The following is a 22,326-nucleotide window of genomic DNA, read 5'->3' as shown; positions in this document are numbered from 1 at the left end:
GGCGGGCCCGGGGGCCTCCTCGCGTCTCAGGCCAGGCCGAGCACCACTCCCGCCCCGGTCAGCAGCAGGAGGGCGGCGCCGTTGGCCCGCGGCAGGGCGAGCGCGGTGCCGACCGCCTCGCGCAGCAGCTGGTACGGGCCATGGGCGAGCGGGCCGTCCGCGCCGAGCACCCGGGCGGGGGCGCCGGCCCGGCGGGCCGCCAGGGCGGAGCGGACGGTGTGGAAGCCGCTGGTGATGACGGCGCAGCGGTAGCCGGGGCGCTCGGCGGCCATCAGGGCGGCGCTGAACCGCAGGTTCTCGGCGGTGTTCACGGCCCGCTCCTCGCGCCGGATCCGCTCGGCCGGGACGCCCCGGGCGAGCAGGTACCGGGCCATCGCACCGGCCTCGGTGCACTCCTCGTGCGGGCCCTTGCCGCCCGTCACCAGCAGCAGCGGCGCGTGCCCGGCGGCCTCCTCGGCGGCGAATCGTTCCAGCGCGGCGTCCAGCCGGGCCGCCAGGGTCGGCGCGGGCTCGCAGCCGTCCAGCGCGGCCCCCAGGACCACCAGGTAGTCGGCCCCGGCGGGCACCGGGCGGCGGCGCTGGAACAGCGCGCAGCCGAGGAAGCCGAGCAGCCAGAGCAGGACGTACCCGCCGAGCAGGACGGCGGGGAGCAACAGGGCGGGCATACCCCTCGAACGCGCCCGGTGGAACGGCCGTTCCACGACATGACGGAGCCCACGTCCTCCGGGGGCGTGGGCTCCGGGGAGGGCGTGGGCTCCGGGGGCTCCGGGCGGGCGGGCCGGGGGCTCAGCCGGCGTCGGCCGCCGGGGTGGGGGCCGGGGTGGCGGTGGGCGCGGCGGCCGGGGCGGCGGCCGGGGCGGCGGCCGGGCGCTGGCCCTTCCTGTGCAGCGAGGCCAGGTAGGCGTTGTACGCCTCCAGCTCGGCGTCGCCGGTGCGCTCCTCGGAGCGGTCCCGGCGGCGGGCCTGCCGCTGCTCGGAGCCCATCCACTGGTAGACCAGCGCGATCAGCACGAGCGCGGTCGGGATCTCGCCGAACGCCCAGGTGATGCCGCCGGCCAGCTTCTGGTCCTCCAGCAGGTCCGTCCCGGGTGGTGCGCCCTGGACGGTGAAGGTGGTCACCAGCGGGTGGCCGGCCATCATCACCGCCACGCCGAAGAAGGCGTGGAACGGCATCCCCATGAACAGCTCGATGATCCGCATCACGTGGCCGGGGCGGTGCGGGCCCGGGTCGACGCCCATGATCGGCCAGAAGAAGGTCAGACCGGTCATGAGGAAGTGCACCATCATGAAGATGTGCCCGAGGCGGTACTGCATCAGGAAGTCGAACGCGGGGGTGAAGTAGACCCCGTACAGGCTGGCGATGAACATCGGGATGGTGAACGCCGGGTGCGAGATCACCCGGACGTACCGGCTGTGCAGCAGTGCCACCAGCAGCTCGCGCGGACCGCGCGGCCGGCCCTTGCCCGCCGGGCGCAGCGCGCGCAGCGAGAGCGTGATCGGGGCGCCGAGCAGCAGCAGGATCGGCGTCAGCATGGACAGCACCATGTGCTGGATCATGTGCGCGCTGAACAGCACCATGCCGTAGTCGTTCAGCCCGCTGCAGGTGACCAGCAGCATGCTGGCGACGCCCGCGACCCAGCCGACGACCCGGGCGATCGGCCAGCGGTCGCCGCGCCGGTACAGCCGGACCACGCCGGTCAGGTACAGCGCCAGCGCGACCAGGCCGCCGAGCAGGAACACCCAGTCGGGGGACCAGGTCCAGACGTTGGAGAGGGTGAACGGGCCCAGCGGGGTCATCCCGCCGTGGTGGTGCATTCCTGACATTCCGTCGCCCATCGGCGGGTCCCGCTTTCCGTCATTGTGGTCCCCGCTGGGGGTCCGGTTCGCCCGTTTTGCTTGGCATACAGCCTAGGTGGGCCTTACCCCGGGCGTGCCGCCGCCCCCTCCGTACGGGTGCGCGGGGCGGTGGTGGGCGGGGCGGCCGGTGAGGGGTGGAGCGTCGCTAGACTGACCGGCCGGTCGGCAGGGAGGAGCCAGGCATGGCGGCGGCACAGCGGCCCGGGGCGCGGCCCGTGGTCGCGCTCACCGGGGCCACCGGATTCATCGGCTCGGCCGTGCGGGAGGCCCTCGCGGCCCGCGGCGTGCCGGTACGGGCCCTGGTGCGCGGCGAGCCCGTCGCGGACGGGCACACCGCCTGGGTGCCCGGCGGCCTCGCCGACCGCTCCGCACTGGACGGGCTGTGCGCGGGCGCGGGGGTGCTGCTCCACCTCGCCTCCCGGGTCGCCGGCGGCGAGGAGGAGTGCGCGGCCGTGAACGACCGGGGCACGGCGGCCGTGATGGCGGCGGCCACCCGGGCCGGGGTCGGGCGGATCGTCCACCTGTCGACCACGGCGGTGTACGGCGAGGGCCCGCACACGGACCTCGGGGTCGGCGGGGCGCCGGCCGCGCCGCTGTCGGCGGCCAGCCGCACCCGGCTGCTCGGCGAGGGGCACGCCCTGGCCGCCGGTGCCGCGGTGCTGCGCCCGGCCCTGGTCACCGGGACGGGCGACCGCTGGGTGGTGCCCGCCCTGGCCGAGCTGGCCCGCAGGGTCCCGGGCCGCTGGGCGGGCGGCACGGCCCGGCTCTCCCTGGTGGACCGGACCGACTTGGCCCGGCTGATCACCGGGCTCGCCCTGGACGCCCCGGACCGGGTGACGGGCGTCCACCACGCGGCCCACCCGGAGCCGGTCCGCAGCGGCGACCTGCTCGACGCCCTCGCCGGGCTCGGCCTGCTGCCCGCCCAGGACGGCCCGGCGCTGCCCTGGGCGGAGTGCCGCCGACGGCTCGCCGCCGCGCCCGGCCTGGTCTCCGAACGGCAGTTCGCCATGGTCGCCCGGGACCACTGGTACCGCAGCGACGCGATCTGGCGCCTCGCCGCCTGCCCGCCCGGCCCGGGCCCGCTGGCCCGCCTCGCCGGGGCGGCGCCCTGGTACCGGACGGCGCTGGGGCTGTAGGGCCGCGTAGGGCCCGTCAGGGCTGCAGCCGGCGGGCCCGGGCCTCCAGGAAGCGCTGCTCGGCGAGGCTCGCGGTGGCCCTGGCCGCGCGGCGGTAGTGGTCGTAGGCGGCCGTCCGGTCGCCGGCGCGTTCCAGCAGGTGGGCCCGGACGGAGAGCAGCCGGTGGTGGTCGGCCAGGCGCCGGTCGGCGTCCAGGGTGGCGAGCAGGTCGAGGCCGGCCCGTGGGCCGTTCAGCTCGGCGAGGGCGACGGCGCGGTTGAGGGTGACCATCGGGTTGGGGGCGATCCGCTCCAGGATCAGGTAGAGCGCGTGCACCTGGGCCCAGTCGGTCCGGTCCGCGGTGGCGGCGTCGGCGTGGGTGGCGGCGATGGCGGCCTGGAGCTGGTACGGGCCCAGGGCCGGGCCGGCCAGGGCGGCCTTGGCGAGGTCGGTGCCCTCGTCGAGCAGCGGGCGGTCCCAGGCGGTGCGGTCCTGTTCGGCCAGCGGGACCAGGTCGCCGGTGGCGGTGGTGCGGGCGGCCCGGCGGGCGTGGGTGAGCAGCATCAGGGCGAGCAGCCCGGTCACCTCGGAGTCCCCCGGCAGCTGGGCGTGCACGATCCGGGCCAGCCGGACGGCCTCCTGGGCGAGGTCGGTGCGGTGCAGTTCGCTGCCCGAGGAGGCGGTGTACCCCTCGTTGAAGATCAGGTAGAGCACGTGCAGGACGACCCGCAGCCGTTCCTCGCGCTCGGTGCCCTCGGGGAGGGCGAAGGAGCTGCCGGCGGCCCGGATCCTCTGCTTGGCCCGGCTGATCCGGGCCGCCATGGTGGCTTCCGGCACCAGGAAGGCGCGCGCGATCTCGGCGGTGGTCAGGCCGCCGACGGCGCGCAGGGTGAGCGCGGTCTGGGAGGCGGCGGTCAGCGCCGGGTGGCAGCACAGGAACAGCAGGACCAGGCTGTCGTCGGTGTCCGGCACGTCCTCGGGCAGCACCTCGGTGGCCGTGGTCGCGTACTCGCGCTCGCGGCGGGCGCGGTCGCTGCGGATCCGGTCGACCAGCCGCCGGGAGGCGACCGTCACCAGCCAGCCGCGCGGGTTGTCCGGTACGCCCTCCTCGGGCCACTGCACGGCGGCGGCGAGGACGGCCTCCTGAACGGCGTCCTCGCAGCCCTCGAAGCGCTCGTACCGTCGTACCAAGGTGCCGAGGACCTGCGGCGTGAGCTCCCGCAGCAGGTCCTCGAAGTCCGGTGCTGTCATGCCTCCAAGTGTCCGTCGGAGAACATCACCTGGCGCACCTCGACGCCCAGCCCCTCGATCGCGGCGTCCGGGATCCGCGCGGCCAGCTCGATGGCCCGCTCCTTGTCCTCGCAGTCGAGCAGGTAGAAGCCGCCCAGGAACTCCTTGGCCTCCAGGAACGGGCCGTCGGTCACCACCGGCTGGCCGTCCCGGACGGTGACCACGGCCGCCTGCGACGGGTCCACCAGCGCCTGGGTGACGATCAGTTCGCCGGAGGCCTTCAACTCCTCGATGAACGCGCCGTGCCCGGCGCCGATCGCCGCCTTCTCCTCGTCGGTCAGCGCGTCCAGCACGGCCGGGTTGATGTGCAGGCTGATCAGGAACTTCATCGCGTACTCCTCGTGGTGGGCGGGCCCCGTGCGGGCCCCTCGACCGTGTGGTCGGAGCCGGGGCCGCCGTCTTGACATCCCCGTCGGAGAAATCTCCCACGGGTTCCGTCCCGGCCCTCGGGTCTCCTCAGGCCCTCGGTGCTCCGATGTCGAGAAGTCCCCGGCCGCTCCGACCGACCGGTGTGCGGAACCCGATCCGAGAGACGATGAGGAGCACGCGATGAGAGCGAACCGGGCCCGGCTGGGGCTGGCCCTGCTGATGCTGCCGACCCTGGTGGTCGCGATGGACGTGACGGCGCTGCTGCTCGCCCTGCCGAGGCTGAGCGCGGACCTGGGCGCCTCCGCCGTCGAACAGCTGTGGATCAGCGACGGCTACGGGCTGATGGTGGCCGGGCTGGTGATCACCATGGGCACGCTGGGCGACCGGATCGGCCGTCGACGCCTGCTGCTGACCGGCGCGGCGGCCTTCGCGGTGCTGTCGGTGGTCGCCGCCCTCGCGGTCGACCCGCTGATGCTGATCGTGGTCCGGGCCCTGCTGGGCGTGGCCGGGGCGACGCTGGCGCCGTCCACGCTGGCGCTGATCACCAACATGTTCCGGGACGAGCGCGAACGCGGGCGGGCCGTCGCCGTCTGGGCGACCTGCCAGTTCGCCGGCGGCGCGCTGGGGCCGGTGCTGGCCGGGCTGCTGCTCCAGCACTTCTGGTGGGGGTCGGTGTTCCTGGCCGCCGTCCCGGCGATGGCGCTGCTGCTGGCGGCCGGGCCGTGGCTGCTGCCCGAGTTCCGCGGCGGGGCGGCCGGGCGGCCGGACCTGGCCGGGGTCGGGTTGTCGCTGGCCGCGGTGCTGCTGGTGCTGTACGGGGTCAAGCAGCTGCCGGCCGGGGGCGCGACCGGTATCCCGGTGGCCGCCCTGCTGCTCGGCACCGGCCTCGGCTACCTCTTCGTCCGGCGTCAACTGGGCATGGAGCAGCCGTTGTTGGACCTGCGGCTGCTGCGCAACCGGCCGTTCGCGGCGGTGCTGGTCTCGCTGGTCCTGGCCGGGACGGCGATGGCCGGCACCGGGCTGCTGGTCACCCAGTACCTGCAGAGCGTGCTGGGCCACTCGCCGTTCGCCTCGGCCGTGCTGTTCGCGCCGATGGGCCTGGCGGTGGCGGCCGGCACCCTGGCCGCGCCGCGGCTGGTCGGCCGGGTGCGGCCGAACAGCGCGATCGCCGGCGGGCTGGCGCTCTCGGCGCTGGGCGCCCTGCTGCTGGTCGCCGTGGACGGGGACGCGGGCTCGCTGCCGCTGGTGATGACCGGCATCGCGCTGCTGGCGCTGGGCACCGGGCCGCTGTTCGCCCTGGGAACCGGGCTGGTCCTCGACGCGGTGCCGCCGGAGCGGGCGGGCTCGGCGGCGGCGATGTCGGAGACCGGCAACTACTTCGGCGGCTCGCTCGGCTTCGCGGTGCTCGGCACCGTCGCCGCGGCGGTCTACCGCGACCGTACCGGCGGCGGCTCCGACTCGCCGGCCGCCGCGGTCGAGGCGGCCCGGCACCTGCCCGCCGAGCAGGGCGCCGAGCTGCTGCGCGGCGCGCGTTCGGCGTTCACGGCCGGGCTGCAGGTCAACGGGCTGATCGCCGCCGCGCTGTTCGCCGGGCTCGCGCTGCTGACCCTGGCGGTGCGGCGGACCGGGGGAGCGGCCGGGGAGACGGTCGCGGAAACGACCGGAGAGGCGGCCTTTACCCGGTCCGGGTGAACGGCCGGTGCGGGGGGCGGCGGTGGCGTCCGCCGCCCCCGACGGGCGGTGATGATCATGGAGTGATCCTTGGTAGCGTCGGTCGCGGCGCCGCTCAACTGCGGCTCAGCACCATCGACATGAGAGAGCATCACATGGCCCCCAGGACCATCCGCCGTGCCGTCATCCCCGCCGCCGGGCTGGGCTCCCGCCTGCTGCCGCTGACCAAGGCCACCCCGAAGGAGATGCTGCCGGTCGGCGACAAGCCGGTGATCGAGCACACCGTGCGCGAGCTGATCGAGAGCGGCATCACCGACATCACCATCGTCGTCAACGGCGACAAGGGCCTGATCCAGGAGCACTTCCGCCCCAACCCGGTGCTGGTCGAGCAGCTGCGCCGGGACGGCAAGGCGGCGTTCGCGGACGCGGTCGAGGAGGTCGGGGAGCTGTCCCGCAAGGGGCACATCAGCTACCTCTACCAGCACGGCCCGTACGGCAACGGCACCCCGGTGCTCAACGCCGCCCGGCACTTCGGCGACGAGCCCTGTCTGGTGCTGTGGCCGGACGACGTGTTCGTCGCCGAGGTGCCCCGCGCGCAGCAGCTGATCCGGGCCTTCGAGCAGACCAACGCGCCGGTGCTCGCGCTGATGCCGATGGCGCCCGAAGACTCCTACCGTTACGGCGTCCCGGTGGTGAAGGAGGACCTCGGCGGCGGGTCGCTGCGGATCACCGGCCTGGTCGAGAAGCCCAAGCCGGTCGACGCCCCCTCCGGGTACGCCGCCATCGGCGGGTACGTCATCACCCCCGGCATCGTCGACGAGCTGCGCGAACTCACCCGCCGCTGGCACGAGAAGCCCGAGGACGAGGTCTACCTGACCGACGCCATCAACGCCTACGCGGCCCGCCGGGCCGTCTACGGGCAGGTCATCGCCGGCACCTGGTACGACACCGGCAACCCCGCCGCCTACCTGCGGGCGCAGTTCGCGGCGGCCCTCGCCAACCCGGAGTACGGGCCCGAACTGCGGCAGTTGGCGGCGGAGTTGGCCCCGACCGAGTAGCCGTCGGCCGAGTAGCCGTCGGCCGAGGCCCCCCGGGTCAGCTCCGGTCGTGGTCCCCGGTGGCGCCGTCGGTGAGTTCGCGCAGGATGTCCAGGTGCCCGGCGTGCCGGGCGGTCTCGGTGGCCATGTGGATGAGCACCCAGCGCAGCGAGACCGTCCGGCCCGACCAGGAGGTGCCGGTGGACTCCAGGTCGAGTTCCGCGATCACCTCGTCGGCGGCGGCCCGGGCGCGGGCGTAGAAGGCCAGCACCTCCGCCGTCGACTCGTGCGGCTCGATCCGCATGTCGGAGCTCTCGTCCGCGTCGAGGTCGAACGGCAGCGGCCCGGTCTCCCGGCCGAAGGTCTCCCGGAACCAGCCGAGTTCGGCGCCGGCCAGGTGCTTGACCAGGCCCAGCAGACTCGTCCCCGAGGGCGTCATCGGCCGCCGCAACTGCTCGTCGTCCAGGCCCTGGACCTTCCACACCACCACGTCCCGGTGCCGGTCCAGGGCCGTGTGCAGGCTTTCCTTCTCGCCGCCGGTGAACGGCACGGTCTTGATCATGTGCGGGACGCTAGCAGATCGCCGGGCCGACCGTCCCGGCCCGGCGAACGACCTCGTCCGCCGGGTCAGCCGCGCGGGACGAGGGTGTTCTCGTTGGTGCGGCCGGCGGCGAAGTCGTCGATGTTGCGGGCGGTTGCGTCGATGATCTGGCCGACGGCGGTCCGGGTGAAGTAGGCCTGGTGGCTGGTGACCAGGACCTGGGGGAAGGTGACGAGGCGGGCGAGGACGTCGTCGGTGATGCCCTGGATGGAGCGGTCGGTGAAGAAGACGCCGGTCTCCTCCTCGTAGACGTCCAGGCCGACGCCGGAGAGGCGGCCGGCGCGCAGGGTCTCGACCAGGGCGGCGCTGTCGACGAGGCCGCCGCGGCTGGAGTTGACGAGGATGGCGTCGTCCTTCATCCGGGCGAGGGCGGCGGTGTCGATCAGGTGGTGGGTGGCCGGGACCAGCGGGACGTGCAGGCTGATCAGGTCGGCGCGGGTGAGGAGTTCGGGCAACTCGGTGTAGTGCATGGCGAGTTCGCGGCAGGCCGGGTTCTCGGCGATGTCCCAGCCGAGGAGTTCGGTGCCGAAGCCGGCCGCGATCCGGGCGAAGCACTCGCCGATCTTGCCGGTGCCGATCACGCCGACGGTCATGCCGTGGACGTCCCGGCCGAGCAGCCCGTCGAGGCGGAAGTCGAACTCCCGGGTCCGGCCGGCGGCGCGGACGATCCGCCGGTTGACGGCCATCGCCAGGGCCCAGGCGTGTTCGGCGACGGCGTACGGGCTGTAGTGGGAGACCCGGGCGACGGTGAGGCCGAGGTCGGCGGCGGCGTCGAGGTCGATGTTGTTGAAGCCGGTGGAGCGCTGGGCGATCAGCCGGGTGCCGCCGGCGGCGAGGACGGCCAGGGTCTCGGCGTCGAGGACGGCGTTGACGCTGCTGCTGACGGCGGGGTGGCCGGCGGCGAGCGGGGCGGTGTCGCGGTTGAGGAACACGTCCAGGCAGCGCAGTTCGTGCCGGCCGGCGAAGGCCCGTTCCAGCAGCGGCCGTTCGTCGGCCTGCACTCCGTACGCCAGGATCTCCATGCGACGTCCTTCCGGGGAGGGCTCCTGCGGCCCACGCTAACGGGGCGGCCGCGGATGTGCCCGTCAACCGCACGACGGGCGCACGCCAGCCGCACGACGGCCCCCGGAGCCGCGGGGTGCGGTCCGGGGGCCGGGGGTCCGGTTGTCGAGCCGGGGGAGGGGCGGCGGCGGTCAGAGGACCGTCTCGGCCTCCTGGTAGCGCTCCTGCGGGACGGTCTTGAGCTCGGCGACGGCCTCGGCCAGCGGCACCAGGTTGATGTTGGTGCCCTGGAGCGCGGTGATGTGCCCGAAGGCGCCCTTGTGGACGGCCTCGACGGCGTGCCAGCCGAAGCGGGTGGCGAGCACCCGGTCGTAGGCGGTGGGGGTTCCGCCGCGCTGGGTGTGGCCGAGGATGACCGGGCGGGCCTCCTTGCCGAGGCGGTGCTCCAGTTCGCGGGAGAGCTGGGTGGCGATGCCGGTGAAGCGCTCGTGGCCGTAGATGTCCTTGGTGCCCTCCTCCCAGTGCATGGTGCCGGGCTCGGGCTTGGCGCCCTCGGCGCAGACCACGATGGCGAACTTCTTCTGCCGGTCGAAGCGCTCGCGGACCACGGCGGTGAGCTTCTCGATGTGGAACGGGCGTTCCGGGACGACGATGGCGTGCGCGCCGGCCGCCATGCCCGCGTTCAGCGCGATCCAGCCGGTGTGCCGGCCCATGACCTCGACGACCATCACCCGCTGGTGGGACTCGGCGGTGGTCTTCAACCGGTCGAGGGCCTCGGTGGCGACCGAGACGGCGGTGTCGAAGCCGAAGGTCACGTCGGTGGCGGCGATGTCGTTGTCGATGGTCTTGGGCACGCCGACGATCGGCAGGCCCGCGTCGCTCATCAGCTTGGCGGCCTTGAGGGTGCCCTCGCCGCCGATCGGGATCACGGCGTCCAGGCCGAGGTCGGAGCAGTACTTCTTGGCCCGCTCGACGCCGTCCCGCAGGTGGCTCGGCTGCACCCGGGAGGACCCGAGGATGGTGCCGCCCTGGGCCAGGATGCCGCTCACCGAGTCGAGGGTCAGGGGGCGGTGGTGCCCTTCCAGGAAACCGCGCCAACCGTCCTCGAACCCGATGATCTCGTCGCCGTGGTCGACCACCCCCCGGTGGACCACGGAACGGATCACCGCGTTCAGGCCGGGGCAGTCACCGCCGCTGGTCAGCACTCCGATACGCATTAGCTTTGCAACTCCCGAGCAGAACCGAGGAAACGGCCGGACTACAGGCTGGGACGACGAGCCGTCACCGCGACGAGGCCTTCCCCACCGGGGTGACGGGGAGGTTGCCTCGGGGTGAAGCACCGGCCGGATCCGGACAGAGCATCCGAAAACGGCCGTGAAGTCGAGCATACGGCCCCTGGTCCGGCCGGGCAGGAGCCGACGCGGGAGCGGCGCCGTCGGCGCCCCCGCGCGGAATTGCAGCCTGCTGCCGAGGAGGGTGTGCAGCCGGCAGCCCCATTGTCGTACGTCCGGGGCCGCCCGCGGGCCGGGTGACCGCATCGCGGGCACCCGGGCGGGGCGTTCGGTCGCACGACGCGGGGTGCGTCGTGAGGGTGGGTACTACGGGGGTACTACGTGGGCACTACGGGGTACTACGCGGGGCGCGCCGTGGCGGCGATGCGCTCGGCGCGCAGCGCGTCGTACCAGGTGGTGTCGGCCGGCGGCAGGGCGTTGACGTCCAGGGCCAGCCTGATCAGCATGTCGGCGACGGCGGGGTTGCGGGCCAGCACCGGGCCGTGCAGGTAGGTGCCGAAGACGGTGTCCCGCCAGGCGCCCTCGGTGCCGTCGCCGGTGCCGTTGCCGCGGCCGACGGTGACGGTCGCGAACGGCTGGACGCCCTGGCCGAGATGGGTGACGCCCTGGTGGTTCTCGAAGCCGGTCAGCTGCGGCAGGCCGAGCCGCGGGTCCACGTCGGCGAGCACGTCGCCGACGCAGCGGGCGCCCTCGCCCCGGGTGGTCCAGACGTCCAGCAGGCCGAGGCCGGGCTCGCGCTCGCCGAGGTCGTTGACGAACTCGTGGCCCATGATCTGGAAGCCGGCGCAGACGCCGAAGATGATCGCGCCGTTCTCGGCGGCCCGCACCAGGCCGCTGTCGGCGCGCAGCCGCTCGGCGGCCAGCCGCTGCGGGCGGTCCTCGCCGCCGCCGATCAGGTAGATGTCCCCGCTGGTGGGGATCGCCTGGTCGGAGCGGACGTCGATCCGGGTCACGTTGAGATGGCGCTGGCGGGCCCGGCGCTCCACGACCAAGGCGTTGCCGCGGTCGCCGTAGGTGCTGAGCAGGTCCGGGTAGACCCAGACCACGCGCAGGCTGCTCTCACTCATCCTCGAAGGCCTTCCGTCACGAAAAGACTGGTGTGCGGGCGCGGCATCAGCCGGCCACGACCTTCCGCAGCTGCTGGAAGGCGGTGTAGTTGGCGATGGCCTCGATCCGGCCGGGCGGGGCCATCCGGACGGCCTGCTCCAGGGTGTCCACGACGTGGAACTGCAGCCCGGCGACCTCCAGGCGGACGGCCAGGTCCAGCTTGCGCTGGCCCATCACGAAGATCGGGTGCCCGGCGAGGCGCTCGTAGTCGACGTCCCACAGCCAGGAGGTGTCGGTGCCGTCGGCGTCGAGGGCGTTGACCGAGAGGATCACCGGGGCCGGCGGGCCGTCGATCAGCGAGAAGGTCTCCAGCCAGCCGGCCGGGTTCTTGGCGAGCAGCAGCCGGATGTCCCGGCCCTGGTACTGCACCACGTCGTAGCGGCCGGCCACGGCGGACACCGAGCGCATCCGCTCCAGGGCGACCTGCGGGGAGACGCCGAACACGGCGGCGACGGCGGCCGAGCTGGTGGCGTTGGCCAGGTTGGCCCGGCCGGGCAGCTGCAGCTGGATCGGCCAGGCGCCGCGCTGCGGGTCGATCACATGGGTGCCCTGGAGCGCCCAGTGCGGGTTGGGGCGCCGGAAGCCGCAGTCCTGGCAGAACCAGTCGTCGCCGGGGCGCTGCATCACACCGCCGCACGCGGGGCAGGACCAGGCGTCCTCCTTCCAGGCCTGTCCGGCGGCCACCCAGACCACCTTCTTGCAGGAGGAGGCGGCCCAGGTCACCAGCGGGTCGTCGGCGTTGGCGATGACCACGGCCTCGGTGTCCTGGAGGCCCTCGCGCCACTTCTCCGCCATCATGCGGGTCTCGGCGGCGCGGTCGAGCTGGTCGCGGGAGAGGTTGAGCAGGGCGATCGCCTTGGGGTGGGTGTCGCGGGCGACCGTCGCCAGGTACTTCTCGTCGACCTCGATCACGCCGAAGCGGGCCTCCGTGCCACCGGCCAGGGCGGAGGTGATGCCGGCCGGCATGTTGGCGCCCAGGGCGTTGGAGACCACCGGGCCGGCGGCGCGCAGCGCCTCGGCGATCAGGCGGGTGGTGGTGGTCTTGCCGTTGGTGGCGCTGACCAGGACGACGTCGAGGTGGTCGGCGAGGGTGGCGAGCAGGTCGGGGTCGAGCCTGAGGGCGACCTTGCCGCCGATCACCGAGCCGCTCCCGCGACCGGCCTTGCGGGACACGGCGGCGGCGACCTTACCGGCCGTGACCGCGATCTTGGCGCGGGCCGGCAGCGAGGCGTCGCGTGCGCCTGTGGGCTCCGATTCGGTGCCTGCCATGCTCAGTGGTTCCTCCTTGCTGCGGCACCGCCTGTCGGCCGGATAACGGGCCGTCGGGCGGCGGGGACGGGGCCAGCCTACCGACTCCGTAGCCCGGCCGGACGATCCGGACCCCACGCCGCCAGCTGCGACGCCGCCGCCAGGGCTGCTGACGGCCCGTCAAGGAGGGCGGTGTACGGAGGGACCGCTGCCGCGGGGAAGGACGCTCCGTCGGCTGCCCCGGGTTCCCGGGACAGCCGGTAAGGATGTGGTGAAGAAATGATCAGCGGCCCGGAGCGGGTGCGGAGGCGGCGGCGGGCGCGGCTCCGGCGGCCAGGGTGGCGGTGATCACCAGGGTGCCGTCCTCGCAGTGGAAGTCCAGCGGCGCGGCCAGCCGGCGCATCGCGGTGATCAGCCCGGTGTTGGCGGCCTGGGTCACCGCGTACACCGTGCCGATCCCGGCCGCCCGGGCCACCGCGGTCAGCCGCCGGAGCAGCGCCAGGCCGAGCCCGTGCCGCTGCCAGGCGTCCTCGACCAGCACGGCCAGTTCCGCCTCGTCCCCGTCCCACATCAGGTGCCCGAGGGCGAGGACCCGCCCGTCGGGGGCGGCCACCACCAGGCTGCGGCCGTGCCGGGGGTCCAGCAGGTGCTCCAGGTAGCGGTCGGCGTCGCGGACCGGGCCGTGGTAGCGCAGCCGCAGCGCGGCGGGGGAGCAGCGCTCGTGCATCGCCAGGGCCGCCGCCTTGTCGGCCGGGCCGGCCGGGCGCAGCAGCAGCTCGGTCCCGTCCGGCAGGGACAGCCGGGACACGTCCAGGGCCGGTGTGGCCTGGGTGGCCGAGGTGACCGGTGTGGCCGGGGTGACCGGTGTGGCCGGGGTGACCGGGGCGGAGTGGCCGCGGGGCGGCCGGTGCGGGCCGCCGGGGTGCGCGGGCGGCCGGTTGGACTGGGCTTCGGGCGCCGCGCACCTGCGGTTCGACCTGCGGAAGGGCCGGTGCCAGAGCCGTTCGAGGCGGGTGCGGGGTGCCGTCATGGGTCCGACGCTACCGAGGGCTCGCTTCCGGCCGGTTACGTGATCGTGAACGCACGAATGCCCGGCCGTGCACCGGCCTCCGGCCGGGACGGACCCGGCACAGGTCCAGACCGGTGCCTCATGCGGCCGGGACGGCGGGCGGCCGACGGTGGAGTCCGTACCCGGCGCTCCTGGTGAGCAGGGCCGCCGGGGTCCGTACGTCCACGCACCGAAGGCTCTCCCATGCGCAACGCCGACCTCGCCACCACCGCCACCACCGGCGCCACCACCGCCACCGGCGGCACTTCCGTCACCCACCTCCCGCACGCCCGCCGGGCCCCGGTCGGCACCTCCCTCACCGGCCTGCTGGACCAACAGGTCCGCACCCGGCCGGTGTCCCCGGCCGTCGTCGGCGAGCACGGCCACCTCACCTTCCTGGAGCTGTCCGAACGCGCCCGCGGGCTGGCCGCGCGGCTGCGCGCGCTGGGCGCGGGCGCGGGCCCGGACGACTGCGTGGGCCTGTACGTCGAGCCCTCGGTGGAGCTGGTCGCCGGGGCCTGGGGCGTCCTGTACGCCGGGGCCGGCTACCTGCCGCTGTCGCCCGAGTACCCGGAGGACCGGCTGCGCTACATGATCGAGGACAGCGGCACCCGGATCGTCCTCACCCAGGAGCACCTGCGCGAGCGGCTGGCCGCGCTGTTGCCGGCCGGCACCGCGGTCCTCACCGTCGAGGAGGCGCCGGCGGCGCACGGGCGGCCCGAGGAGTGGGCGCGGCCGGAGTCGACGGCCTACGTGATCTACACCTCCGGCAGCACCGGCCGTCCCAAGGGCGTACAGATCGAGCACCGGGCGGTGGTCTCCCAACTGCGCTGGCTGCACACCGCCGGGCACCTCGACCCCGGGGTCACCGTGCTGCAGAAGACCCCGATGAGCTTCGACGCCGCCCAGTGGGAGATCCTCGCCCCGGCCGTCGGCGCCCGGGTGGTGGCCGGCACGCCCGGGCTCTACCGGGACCCGGAGGCGCTGGTGGCCGCGGTGCGCCGGTACGGCGTGACCGCCCTGCAGTGCGTGCCGACCCTGCTGCAGGCCCTGCTGGACACCGGGGGCTTCACCGACTGCACCGGCCTGACCGGCCTGTTCTCCGGCGGCGAGGCGCTCTCGCTGCGGCTGGCCCGCGACCTGGCCGCCGCCCTGCCGGGGGCCGCGCTGGTCAACCTGTACGGCCCGACCGAGTGCACCATCAACGCCACCGCCCATGTGGTCGACCCGGCCGCGCTGGGCGACGGCCCCGGCTCGGTGCCGATCGGCCGGCCGGTCGACAACACCCAGTGCTACGTCCTGGACGAACGGATGGCCCCGGTCAGCCTCGGGGACGTCGGCGAGCTGTACATCGGCGGCGTCCAGCTGGCCCGCGGCTACCTGCACCGGCCGGAGCTGACCGCCGAGCGGTTCGTGCCCTCCCCGTTCGCCCCGGCCGAGAAGCTGTACCGCACCGGCGACCTGGTGCACTGGAACCCGGACGGCACCCTCCAGTTCGCCGGCCGGGTCGACAACCAGGTCAAGCTGCGCGGCTACCGGGTCGAGCTGGACGAGATCGCCCGGGCGATCGAGGAGCACACCTGGGTCCGCCGCTCGGCCGCCGTGGTCACCGCCGACGGGCGCACCGGCCACCAGAACCTGGTCGCCTGCGTCGAACTGAACCCGCGCGAGGCCGCCCTGATGGACCAGGGCGACCACGGCGGCCACCACCAGTCCAAGGCCAGCCGGCTCCAGGTCAGGGCCCAGCTGTCCGACCCCGGGCTGCGGCCCCCGGCCCAGCTGGCCGGCCGGGAGAAGGTGGAACTGCCCGGCCGGCGCGAGACCGAGAGCCAGCGGCGGGCCGTCTTCGCCCGCAAGACCTACCGCTTCTACGACGGCGGCCCGGTCACCCGGGACGACCTCACCGCGCTGCTCGCCCCCCGCCCGGCCGGCCCCTTCGGCCGTGCGCTCGGCCTGCTGAGCCTCCCCGAACTCGGCCGGATCCTGCGCTGGTTCGGCCAGTTCCACAGCGAGGAGCGGCTGCTGCCCAAGTACGCCTACGCCTCGCCCGGCGCGCTCTACGCGACCCAGCTGTACCTGGAGACCGGCGGCCTGGACGGGCTGGCCGCCGGGCTGTACTACTACCACCCGGTCGAGCACGCCCTGATCAGGGTCGGCGCCGCCGAGGCCCGCCCGGAGCCGTACCTGACACTGCACTTCTCCGGAAGGACCGGGGCGATCGAGCCGGTGTACAAGAACAACATCCGCGAGGTGCTGGAGTTCGAGACCGGGCACATGCTGGGCGTGCTGGAGGAGGTGCTGCCCGAGTACGGGTTGGAGGTGCGCCCGCAGGGCTTCGACCCGGCCGTCCGGCGGCGGCTGGACGTCGCCGAGGAGGACCACTACCTGGGCAGCTTCACCGTCGACCGCAACCGCGGCCTCGCCCCCGAGGAGCACACCGAGCTCTACGTCCAGGCCCACGCCGACCGGGTGGACGGCCTGCCGGCCGGCCTGTACCGCTACGCCGACGGCGAGTTGACCAGGGTCGCGGACGAGGTGGTGGAGTCCCGGCAGGTGATCGCGATCAACCAGGCCGTGTACGCCCGGGCCGCGTTCGGCATCACCGCGGTCAGCCGGGCCGCCGAGGACTGGCTGGAGTACGTCGCGCTCGGCACCAAGCTGCACCACCTCCAGCGCAACGGCCTGGGCCTGGGCTTCATGTCCTCCGGCTACAGCTCCAAGTCCGGCCACCCGCTGCCGGCTTCGCGCCGGATCGACGAGATCCTCGACGCGGCGGGCATCGCCACCGGGCCCTCGTACTTCTTCCTCGGCGGGAAGGTGAGCGAGGAGCAGATCCGCAGCGAGGGCATGCACGAGGACACCGTGCACATGAAGGGCCCGGCCGAGATCATCAAGGACGAACTCGCCACCCTGCTGCCCGACTACATGCTGCCCAACCGGGTGCTGATCGTCGACGCCCTGCCGCTCACCGCGAACGGCAAGGTCGACCTCAAGGCGCTGGCCGAGTCCGAGGCCGTCCGCGCGGACGGCGCGCGCGGCGAGTTCGTCGCCCCGCGCACCGCGCGGGAACGGTGGCTGGCCGAGGCCTGGGGGCAGGCCCTCAAGTACGAGGAGGTGTCGGTGACCGACGAGTTCTTCGCCGCCGGCGGCAACTCGCTGACCGCCGTGGCGCTGGTCCACCGGATCAACCGGGAGTTCGGGACCTCGCTGCCGCTCCAGGTGGTGTTCGAGTGCCCGAAGCTGGCGGACCTGGCGGCCCGGATCTCGGCCTCGGACGGCGGGCCGGCCTCGCGGCTGGTCCCGCTGGCGCCGGGGGAGCGGGGCGAGCACGGGGAGCCGGGTGAGCAGGGTGAGCACGGGCAGCCGGGCGAGCAGGGGCAGCAGCGCCGGCCGGTGTTCTGCTGGCCCGGGCTGGGCGGCTACCCGATGAACCTGCGGCTGCTCGGCCGGGAGGCGAGCGACGGCCGCCCCTTCTACGGCGTCCAGGCGCACGGCATCAACGAGGGCGAGACGCCGTACGCCACCATCCGGGAGACGGCCGCCGCCGACCTCGCCGAGCTGCGCCGGGTGCAGCCCGAGGGCCCGTACACCCTGTGGGGCTACTCCTTCGGCGCCCGGGTCGCCTTCGAGGCGGCCTGGCAGCTGGAGCAGGCCGGCGAGCGGGTGGAGCAGCTGCTGCTGATCTGTCCGGGCAACCCGGAGGTCCGGCAGGCCGACGGCCGGGAGTACGGCCGGGAGTCCTCGTACGCCAACCCGGCGTACGTGACCATCCTGTTCTCGGTGTTCGCCGGGGCGATCAGCGGGCCCGAGCTGGAGCGCTGCCTGGCCCGGACGGTCGACGAGTCCTCGTTCGTCGCCGAGGTGCACCGGATGCTGCCCGCGCTGGACGAGGAGGTGATCCGCCGGATCACCCGGATCGTCGGGGAGACCTACGAGTTCGAGTACAGCTTCCGCGAGCTGGCCGAGCGGCGGCTGGCGGCGCCGGTGACCGTCTTCAAGGCCTCGGGTGACGACTACTCCTTCATCGAGGGCAGCACCGGCTGGTCGGCCGCCCCGCCCACCGTGGTGGAGCTGGCCGGGGACCACTACGGGGTGCTCAAGGAGCACGGGGTGCTCGAACTCGCCGCCGCCATCCGGGCGGTGGAGCGGCTCACCCCGTGACGCCCGGGCGCTGACGCGGACACGCTCACGGATGGCCCAGGATCCGTGACCGCGGGAGCCCCTTCGGATAGGGATGGCTCGGCTTTCCGCCGAACCCGTCTCGATCCGAAGGGGCTCCCCCATGCTCGCGAAGAACTCCGCACTGGCCACGGCCTGTTGCGCCCTGCTGCTGGCCGTGCCGCTCGCCCTCGCCCAGACGGCGGCCGCCGCCGGCAGCAGCAGCAACAACAACACCAGCATCAACACCAGCAGCAACAACGGCCCGAAGACCCCCCAGGAGGCGGCCGCCTGCAAGAGCGTCACCGGTGCGCTGCTCGGCGGCTTCGGCAGCATGCTGGGCAACGCGGTGTGCGTGGTGCAGCCCTCCCAGGGCTGATTCCGGCCGCAGGACCGGCGGGCGCCCGATCGGGCGCCCGCCGCCGCCATTAACGTCGGCCGGTTCCGAAAGGCGAGTGCGGGCCCTTCGCGTGCTGACGTATCATCCGGCGACCTGTTGAGCAGCTGTTGATACGAGTGGGATGACATGGCGGACATGGCGGACACGGCGGACTTGGAGAGCGAAGAGCCGACCGGGAGACCCACCGGTCTCCAGGCGATCTGGGCCAACACCCTGGAGCCGGTGGCCCCGCTGCCCTGGTACCGCAGGATGTCCCGCGGCGTCTGGATCGGCGGCGCGGTGGTCGTCGCCCTGTTCGCCGGGCTCACCGTGGCCGCCGTCACCGGTGCGGGTGCCCCGCCCGCGCACAAGATCGTGCTGGCGGACCGGATCGGTGACCAGGAGCGGATGCCGGACACCAGCGAGGTCACCGCGGAGCGCAACCGCCTGCATCGGAACCTGACCGCGCTGAGCCGCTACCGGGATGTGTCGGTGGCGGGCTACGGCCCCGCCGGCTCGGGCCGCACCACCCTGCTGGTCGCCGCGATGACGGGGGGCTTCCCGGACGCCCGGGGGGAGTTGGACGCACAGTTCGGAGCGGTCTGGGGCGCCGATTCGACCAGTGACACCCAGGAGCCGGTGCGCAGCCGCCGGGACTACCCGGCCGGGCCGCTCGGCGGAGCGATGGACTGCGCGGTCCTGGGCGATTCCACCGACGCCCGGACCCTCTGCATCTGGGCGGACGGAACGACGGTCGGCGCCGTGATCGACGCGTCGGGCACGGCCCGGCCGGACGACCTGGCGAAGCGGGCCCTGGAGATCCGGACCGCCGTCGAGGTCGAGGACTGAGCGGATCCGCGCCGCTCAGGCGATCCGGGTCGGGGTGTCCTCGACGGTGTGGCCGGTGGTGGTGAGCAGGGCGGTGAGGGCCGCCGGGTCCAGGGAGTGGGGGGTCTGGAGGAAGAGCTCGTCCGCCGTGGGGTGGCGGTGGAGCGAGAGCAGGGTGATCCGGTGGTCGGCGAGCGTGCTGTGGGTGTGGGCGAGGGTGGTGGTGCGGACCCGCCAGACCGTCGTCGGGGGCGGGGCGTGCGGGGACCACCAGGCGTGCAGCAGGGTGACGGCGAGCAGTGCGAGGGCCGAGGTGGCGAGGACGAGCGCGCCGTCGGAGCCGTGCAGGACGACCTTCGCGATCAGGTCGGCCGCGGTGACGGAGAGGAAGGCGGCGGCCAGCTCGACGGTGTCGCGGCGCCAGCGGCGGGCACGGTGGGCGGAAGGCTGCGAGTTCTCCATGGCCTCCACCGTGCCCGACCGGTGTTTCCTGATCGCGACCCGTCCGTGACTCGGTGGTTAAGGTCGGCGCCGGTGTGTTACGACAACAGCGTGCGGGCGGCGGCCCGGACCTCGTCGACCAGCAGGCGCAGGTCCTCCTCGGTGGTCGCGGCGTTGAGCAGGCAGGCCCGGAGCACCTCGTGCCCGCCGAGCCGGGCGCCGGTGACGAAGACCCGGCCGCGCCGCTGGACGGCGGCCGGCAGGTCGCGGTTGAGGGCGTCGCGGGCCGCCGCGTCCAGCCCGGGCGCCCGGTGGCGGAACGCCACGATGGACGTCTGCACCTCCGCGAGCAGCTCCAACTCCCCGTCGGCCGCGACGAGTTCACCGAGCCGTCGGGCGAGTGCGGTGCACCGGGCGATGTCCTGGACGAGGCCGCTGCGGCCGCGGTGGGCGATGGTGGCCCAGACCTTGAGGGCGCGGAACGGGCGGGTCTGCTCGGTGCCGTACTCGGAGAACCAGCCGAGCTCCCCGGCCGTCTCGTCGCGCAGGTAGGACGGGACGAGGCTGAACGTGCCGCGCAGTTCGCCGGTGTCCCGGACCAGGGCGCAGCCGCAGTCCACCGGGACGCCCAGCCACTTGTGCGGGTCGAGGGCGAGCGAGTCGGCGCGCTCCAGGCCCGCGTAGCGGTGGGCGATGGCGGGGTCGAGCCGGCCGAAGGCGCCGTACGCGCCGTCGACGTGCAGCCACAGGCCCTGCTCCTGGCAGAGGTCGGCGATCGGGTCGAAGGCGTCCACCGCGCCGGTGCCGACGGTGCCGGCCGAGGCGACCACCAGGAAGGGGAGCAGTCCGGCGGCGCGGTCGCGTTCGACGGCGGCGCGCAGGTCAGCGGGGTCGAGCAGCCCGTCGGGGCCGGTGGCGACGGTGCGCAGGTGGCGGCTGCCGAGGCCGAGGAGCTCGGCGGCCTTGCGGACGCAGGAGTGGGTCTCGCCGGTGACGTAGCCGACCAGCGGCGGCAGCCCGGCCAGGCCCTCCTCGCGGAGGTCGTGGCCGGCCCGGCGGGCGGCCCGGTTGCGGGCGGCGGCCAGGCAGACGATGGTCGCCATCGAGGTGCCGGAGGTGAGCAGTCCGCCGCCGGCCGGGTGCGGGAAGCCGACCAGTTCGGCGATCCAGCGGACCACGGCGCGCTCCAGGTGGACGTCGGCGTGGTCGCCGCCGGCCGAGCTGGGGTTCATCGCGGCGGCGGCGAGGGTGGCGAGCACCCCGGCGGGGGCGGGCGCGGAGTTCACCCAGCCGAAGAAGCGCGGGTTGCCGTTGCCCATGGGGTGGGGCAGGACGTCCCGGCCGATGGCCTCGACGAGTTCGGCGAGCGGGCGGCCCTCGGCGGGCAGCGGGGCGTCGAGCAGGGCGCCGCGTGCCGCGTCGTCCATGGGCTGCCAGACGGGACGGCCGGGGAGTTCGGCGAGGTAGTCGGAGACGAGGTCGGCGGTGGCGTGGGCGGCGGCGCGGAAGTCGGTCCTGCGGGTGTCCATCGGGCGTGCTCCGGCGGTGTGGGGGAGGCGCGGCGTCCTCGGCGCACCGGGTGGTCAGCCGATGGTACGGAACGGGCCCGCGCCGTGCGGCGCGGGCCCGGGGAGCGGGACGGGGCGGGAGCGGGACCGGTCGGTCGGGGTCAGTCGAGGGAGGAGGAGAGCCCGCCCGCGGAGCGGCAGTAGCCCTGCATCTCCTTGTTGGTGATCTTCGCGCAGAGCCGCCCGGCCGCACCGCCGTCGGTGTAGTTGACCGTGTAGTAGCTGACCAGCCCCTCCGCGCAGGCCTTGCGCTGCCAGCCGTCGGCGGCGGTGGCGCACTGCTGGGCGGCCCAGTCCTCGCGGTCCAGGTTGTACTTCATGGTCCGGGAGCCGACCCCGCGGCTGCAGTCCACCGCCCCGCCGCTGGCCTTGCCGTTGAGGCACCACTTGAGGGCGTCGGCGTAGACCTCGGGGTGGTTCGGGTAGTCGTGCGAGGACAGGTAGAAGGTCGGGGCGTAGAAGTAGCAGGCGGACTGGAACAGCGAGGGCTGGTCCTTGCACGGGTACAGCGGATCCTGGGCGAGCTTGTCGGCGGGCAGGTTGGCCTTGGCCTGCTCGTCCTCCTCGTCCGGGCCGAAGAGCTGCATGAAGAGGCCCTCGGAGCAGCGGATCCGGTTCTGGTCGGAGGTGAACTTGTTGCACAGGTCGCGCGCCTTGGCGACGTCCTGCTTGGCGACGAACATGGTGCCGTGGCCGACGCCGTGGATGCAGGGGCCGCTGTTCTTGGGGGCGCACAGCTTGAGCAGGTCCACCTCGGGCTGGGTGGAGGCGTTGAGCATCTCCTCGACCGCGCCGTGCAGGTAGCCGGCCGCGCAGGTCTCGTGCGGGAAGGAGATGACCTTCTGGAAGTCGGCGTTGAAGCGCTTGACCGCCGCGTGGCCGAGCTCGTGCGCGATCGGGTGGCAGAAGCGCACGGTGTACGGCTTCTCCTTGGTGATCCGGTCGAGGTCGGCGAGGGCGACACCGGGGTCGGTGGCGTCCATCTCGGCCATCATCTTGTTGCGCAGCGTCGAGCGGGTCCACACCGCCGGGTCGCCGGTGGGGGTGGCGCTCGCGGCGCCGGCCGTGACCGGCTGGGCACCGGCACCGGCACCGGCACCGGCACCGGCACCCGCGCCCGGACCGGCGACGGCCGGGGCGGCGGAGGCCGTGGCGGGCTTCCAGTCGGTGACGGCCACCGAGCCCAGGCCCAGGACGCCCAGGAGCACGGCGGTGAGAATCGCGAAGACTCGCGGCTGCATGACGGGATCCCCCGGCGGATCGAGGTGAACGGTTCGCTCCCATCCTGACGGCACCGGGAGCGCGATCCCGTGT

General features: G+C 74.1%; 19 protein-coding genes. 6 read left to right on the top strand and 13 right to left on the bottom strand.

Annotation, left to right across the window (positions count from 1 at the left end):
* Positions 1 to 26: 26 nt before the first annotated feature.
* Positions 27 to 665 carry a YdcF family protein gene (locus ACIQWA_RS20015; RefSeq protein ID WP_402484175.1) on the bottom strand — a complete coding sequence of 213 codons (639 nt, stop codon included), beginning with the start codon at positions 663 to 665 and terminating at the stop codon, positions 27 to 29.
* A gap of 121 nt (positions 666 to 786) precedes the next feature.
* On the bottom strand, positions 787 to 1,815 hold the full coding sequence (locus ACIQWA_RS20010) for a cytochrome c oxidase assembly protein (protein ID WP_402484173.1): 1,029 nt from the start codon (positions 1,813 to 1,815) through the stop codon (positions 787 to 789).
* Positions 1,816 to 2,039: 224 nt separating this feature from the next.
* Between ACIQWA_RS20010 and ACIQWA_RS20005 the strand changes: the two genes are divergently transcribed.
* A complete protein-coding gene (locus tag ACIQWA_RS20005; protein WP_402484172.1) occupies positions 2,040 to 2,993 on the top strand; it encodes an NAD-dependent epimerase/dehydratase family protein in 954 nt (317 codons plus the stop codon).
* 16 nt (positions 2,994 to 3,009) lie between these two features.
* Here the strand turns inward: ACIQWA_RS20005 and ACIQWA_RS20000 are convergent, their stop codons facing one another.
* Positions 3,010 to 4,224 (bottom strand): RNA polymerase sigma factor, encoded by a 1,215-nt coding sequence (locus tag ACIQWA_RS20000; protein WP_402484170.1) that lies wholly within the window; start codon positions 4,222 to 4,224, stop codon positions 3,010 to 3,012.
* The gene (locus tag ACIQWA_RS19995; RefSeq protein ID WP_360237061.1) at positions 4,221 to 4,592 is read right to left on the bottom strand and encodes a YciI family protein; all 372 of its coding nucleotides are present in this window, start codon (positions 4,590 to 4,592) and stop codon (positions 4,221 to 4,223) included. Before ACIQWA_RS19995 ends, ACIQWA_RS20000 begins: the two co-directional genes overlap by 4 nt.
* Before the next feature lie 220 nt (positions 4,593 to 4,812).
* On the opposite strand from ACIQWA_RS19995, the gene ACIQWA_RS19990 reads away from it, so the two are divergent.
* Positions 4,813 to 6,324 (top strand): MFS transporter, encoded by a 1,512-nt coding sequence (locus tag ACIQWA_RS19990; protein ID WP_402484168.1) that lies wholly within the window; start codon positions 4,813 to 4,815, stop codon positions 6,322 to 6,324.
* 134 nt (positions 6,325 to 6,458) lie between these two features.
* Positions 6,459 to 7,361, top strand: a complete 903-nt coding sequence (locus tag ACIQWA_RS19985; RefSeq protein WP_360237213.1) for a UTP--glucose-1-phosphate uridylyltransferase — start codon at positions 6,459 to 6,461, stop codon at positions 7,359 to 7,361.
* Between the two features lie 37 nt (positions 7,362 to 7,398).
* Here ACIQWA_RS19985 and ACIQWA_RS19980 read toward each other — a convergent pair whose 3' ends face one another.
* The 6 genes from ACIQWA_RS19980 to ACIQWA_RS19955 form a co-directional block, all read right to left on the bottom strand.
* Complete coding sequence (locus ACIQWA_RS19980; RefSeq protein WP_402484167.1) at positions 7,399 to 7,902, bottom strand: DinB family protein; 504 nt, start codon at positions 7,900 to 7,902, stop codon at positions 7,399 to 7,401.
* A gap of 65 nt (positions 7,903 to 7,967) precedes the next feature.
* A complete protein-coding gene (locus tag ACIQWA_RS19975; RefSeq protein WP_402484166.1) occupies positions 7,968 to 8,963 on the bottom strand; it encodes a 2-hydroxyacid dehydrogenase in 996 nt (331 codons plus the stop codon).
* 171 nt (positions 8,964 to 9,134) lie between these two features.
* Entirely contained in the window at positions 9,135 to 10,160 is a 1,026-nt protein-coding gene (locus ACIQWA_RS19970) for a 6-phosphofructokinase (RefSeq protein WP_360237049.1), read from the bottom strand.
* Between the two features lie 413 nt (positions 10,161 to 10,573).
* Complete coding sequence (locus ACIQWA_RS19965; protein WP_360237046.1) at positions 10,574 to 11,302, bottom strand: glutamine amidotransferase; 729 nt, start codon at positions 11,300 to 11,302, stop codon at positions 10,574 to 10,576.
* Positions 11,303 to 11,348: 46 nt separating this feature from the next.
* A complete protein-coding gene (locus ACIQWA_RS19960) occupies positions 11,349 to 12,611 on the bottom strand; it encodes a MurT ligase domain-containing protein (RefSeq protein ID WP_360237043.1) in 1,263 nt (420 codons plus the stop codon).
* 262 nt (positions 12,612 to 12,873) lie between these two features.
* On the bottom strand, positions 12,874 to 13,620 hold the full coding sequence (locus tag ACIQWA_RS19955) for a GNAT family N-acetyltransferase (RefSeq protein ID WP_402484163.1): 747 nt from the start codon (positions 13,618 to 13,620) through the stop codon (positions 12,874 to 12,876).
* A gap of 222 nt (positions 13,621 to 13,842) precedes the next feature.
* Between ACIQWA_RS19955 and ACIQWA_RS19950 the strand changes: the two genes are divergently transcribed.
* The 3 genes from ACIQWA_RS19950 to ACIQWA_RS19940 all read left to right on the top strand — a co-directional run bounded on the left by ACIQWA_RS19950 (position 13,843) and on the right by ACIQWA_RS19940 (position 19,024).
* A complete protein-coding gene (locus ACIQWA_RS19950) occupies positions 13,843 to 17,799 on the top strand; it encodes an amino acid adenylation domain-containing protein (protein ID WP_402484161.1) in 3,957 nt (1,318 codons plus the stop codon).
* Between the two features lie 121 nt (positions 17,800 to 17,920).
* Complete coding sequence (locus ACIQWA_RS19945; RefSeq protein ID WP_402484159.1) at positions 17,921 to 18,175, top strand: hypothetical protein; 255 nt, start codon at positions 17,921 to 17,923, stop codon at positions 18,173 to 18,175.
* Between the two features lie 156 nt (positions 18,176 to 18,331).
* Entirely contained in the window at positions 18,332 to 19,024 is a 693-nt protein-coding gene (locus ACIQWA_RS19940) for a hypothetical protein (protein ID WP_402484157.1), read from the top strand.
* Positions 19,025 to 19,039: 15 nt separating this feature from the next.
* On the opposite strand, the gene ACIQWA_RS19935 is transcribed toward ACIQWA_RS19940, so the two are convergent.
* The 3 genes from ACIQWA_RS19935 to ACIQWA_RS19925 form a co-directional block, all read right to left on the bottom strand.
* A complete protein-coding gene (locus ACIQWA_RS19935; protein ID WP_360237028.1) occupies positions 19,040 to 19,465 on the bottom strand; it encodes a hypothetical protein in 426 nt (141 codons plus the stop codon).
* Between the two features lie 77 nt (positions 19,466 to 19,542).
* Positions 19,543 to 20,973, bottom strand: a complete 1,431-nt coding sequence (locus tag ACIQWA_RS19930) for a pyridoxal phosphate-dependent decarboxylase family protein (protein WP_402484155.1) — start codon at positions 20,971 to 20,973, stop codon at positions 19,543 to 19,545.
* Positions 20,974 to 21,113: 140 nt separating this feature from the next.
* Positions 21,114 to 22,253, bottom strand: coding sequence for a hypothetical protein (locus tag ACIQWA_RS19925; RefSeq protein WP_402484154.1), 1,140 nt, complete (start codon positions 22,251 to 22,253; stop codon positions 21,114 to 21,116).
* Positions 22,254 to 22,326 lie beyond the last annotated feature (73 nt).

The sequence above is a fragment of the Kitasatospora sp. NPDC098652 genome (genome assembly GCF_044760155.1).
In the GTDB taxonomy this organism is placed as follows: domain Bacteria; phylum Actinomycetota; class Actinomycetes; order Streptomycetales; family Streptomycetaceae; genus Kitasatospora.
The sequence above is the reverse complement of the archived record's forward strand: the minus strand, read 5'-3'. Positions and strand labels throughout refer to the sequence as shown.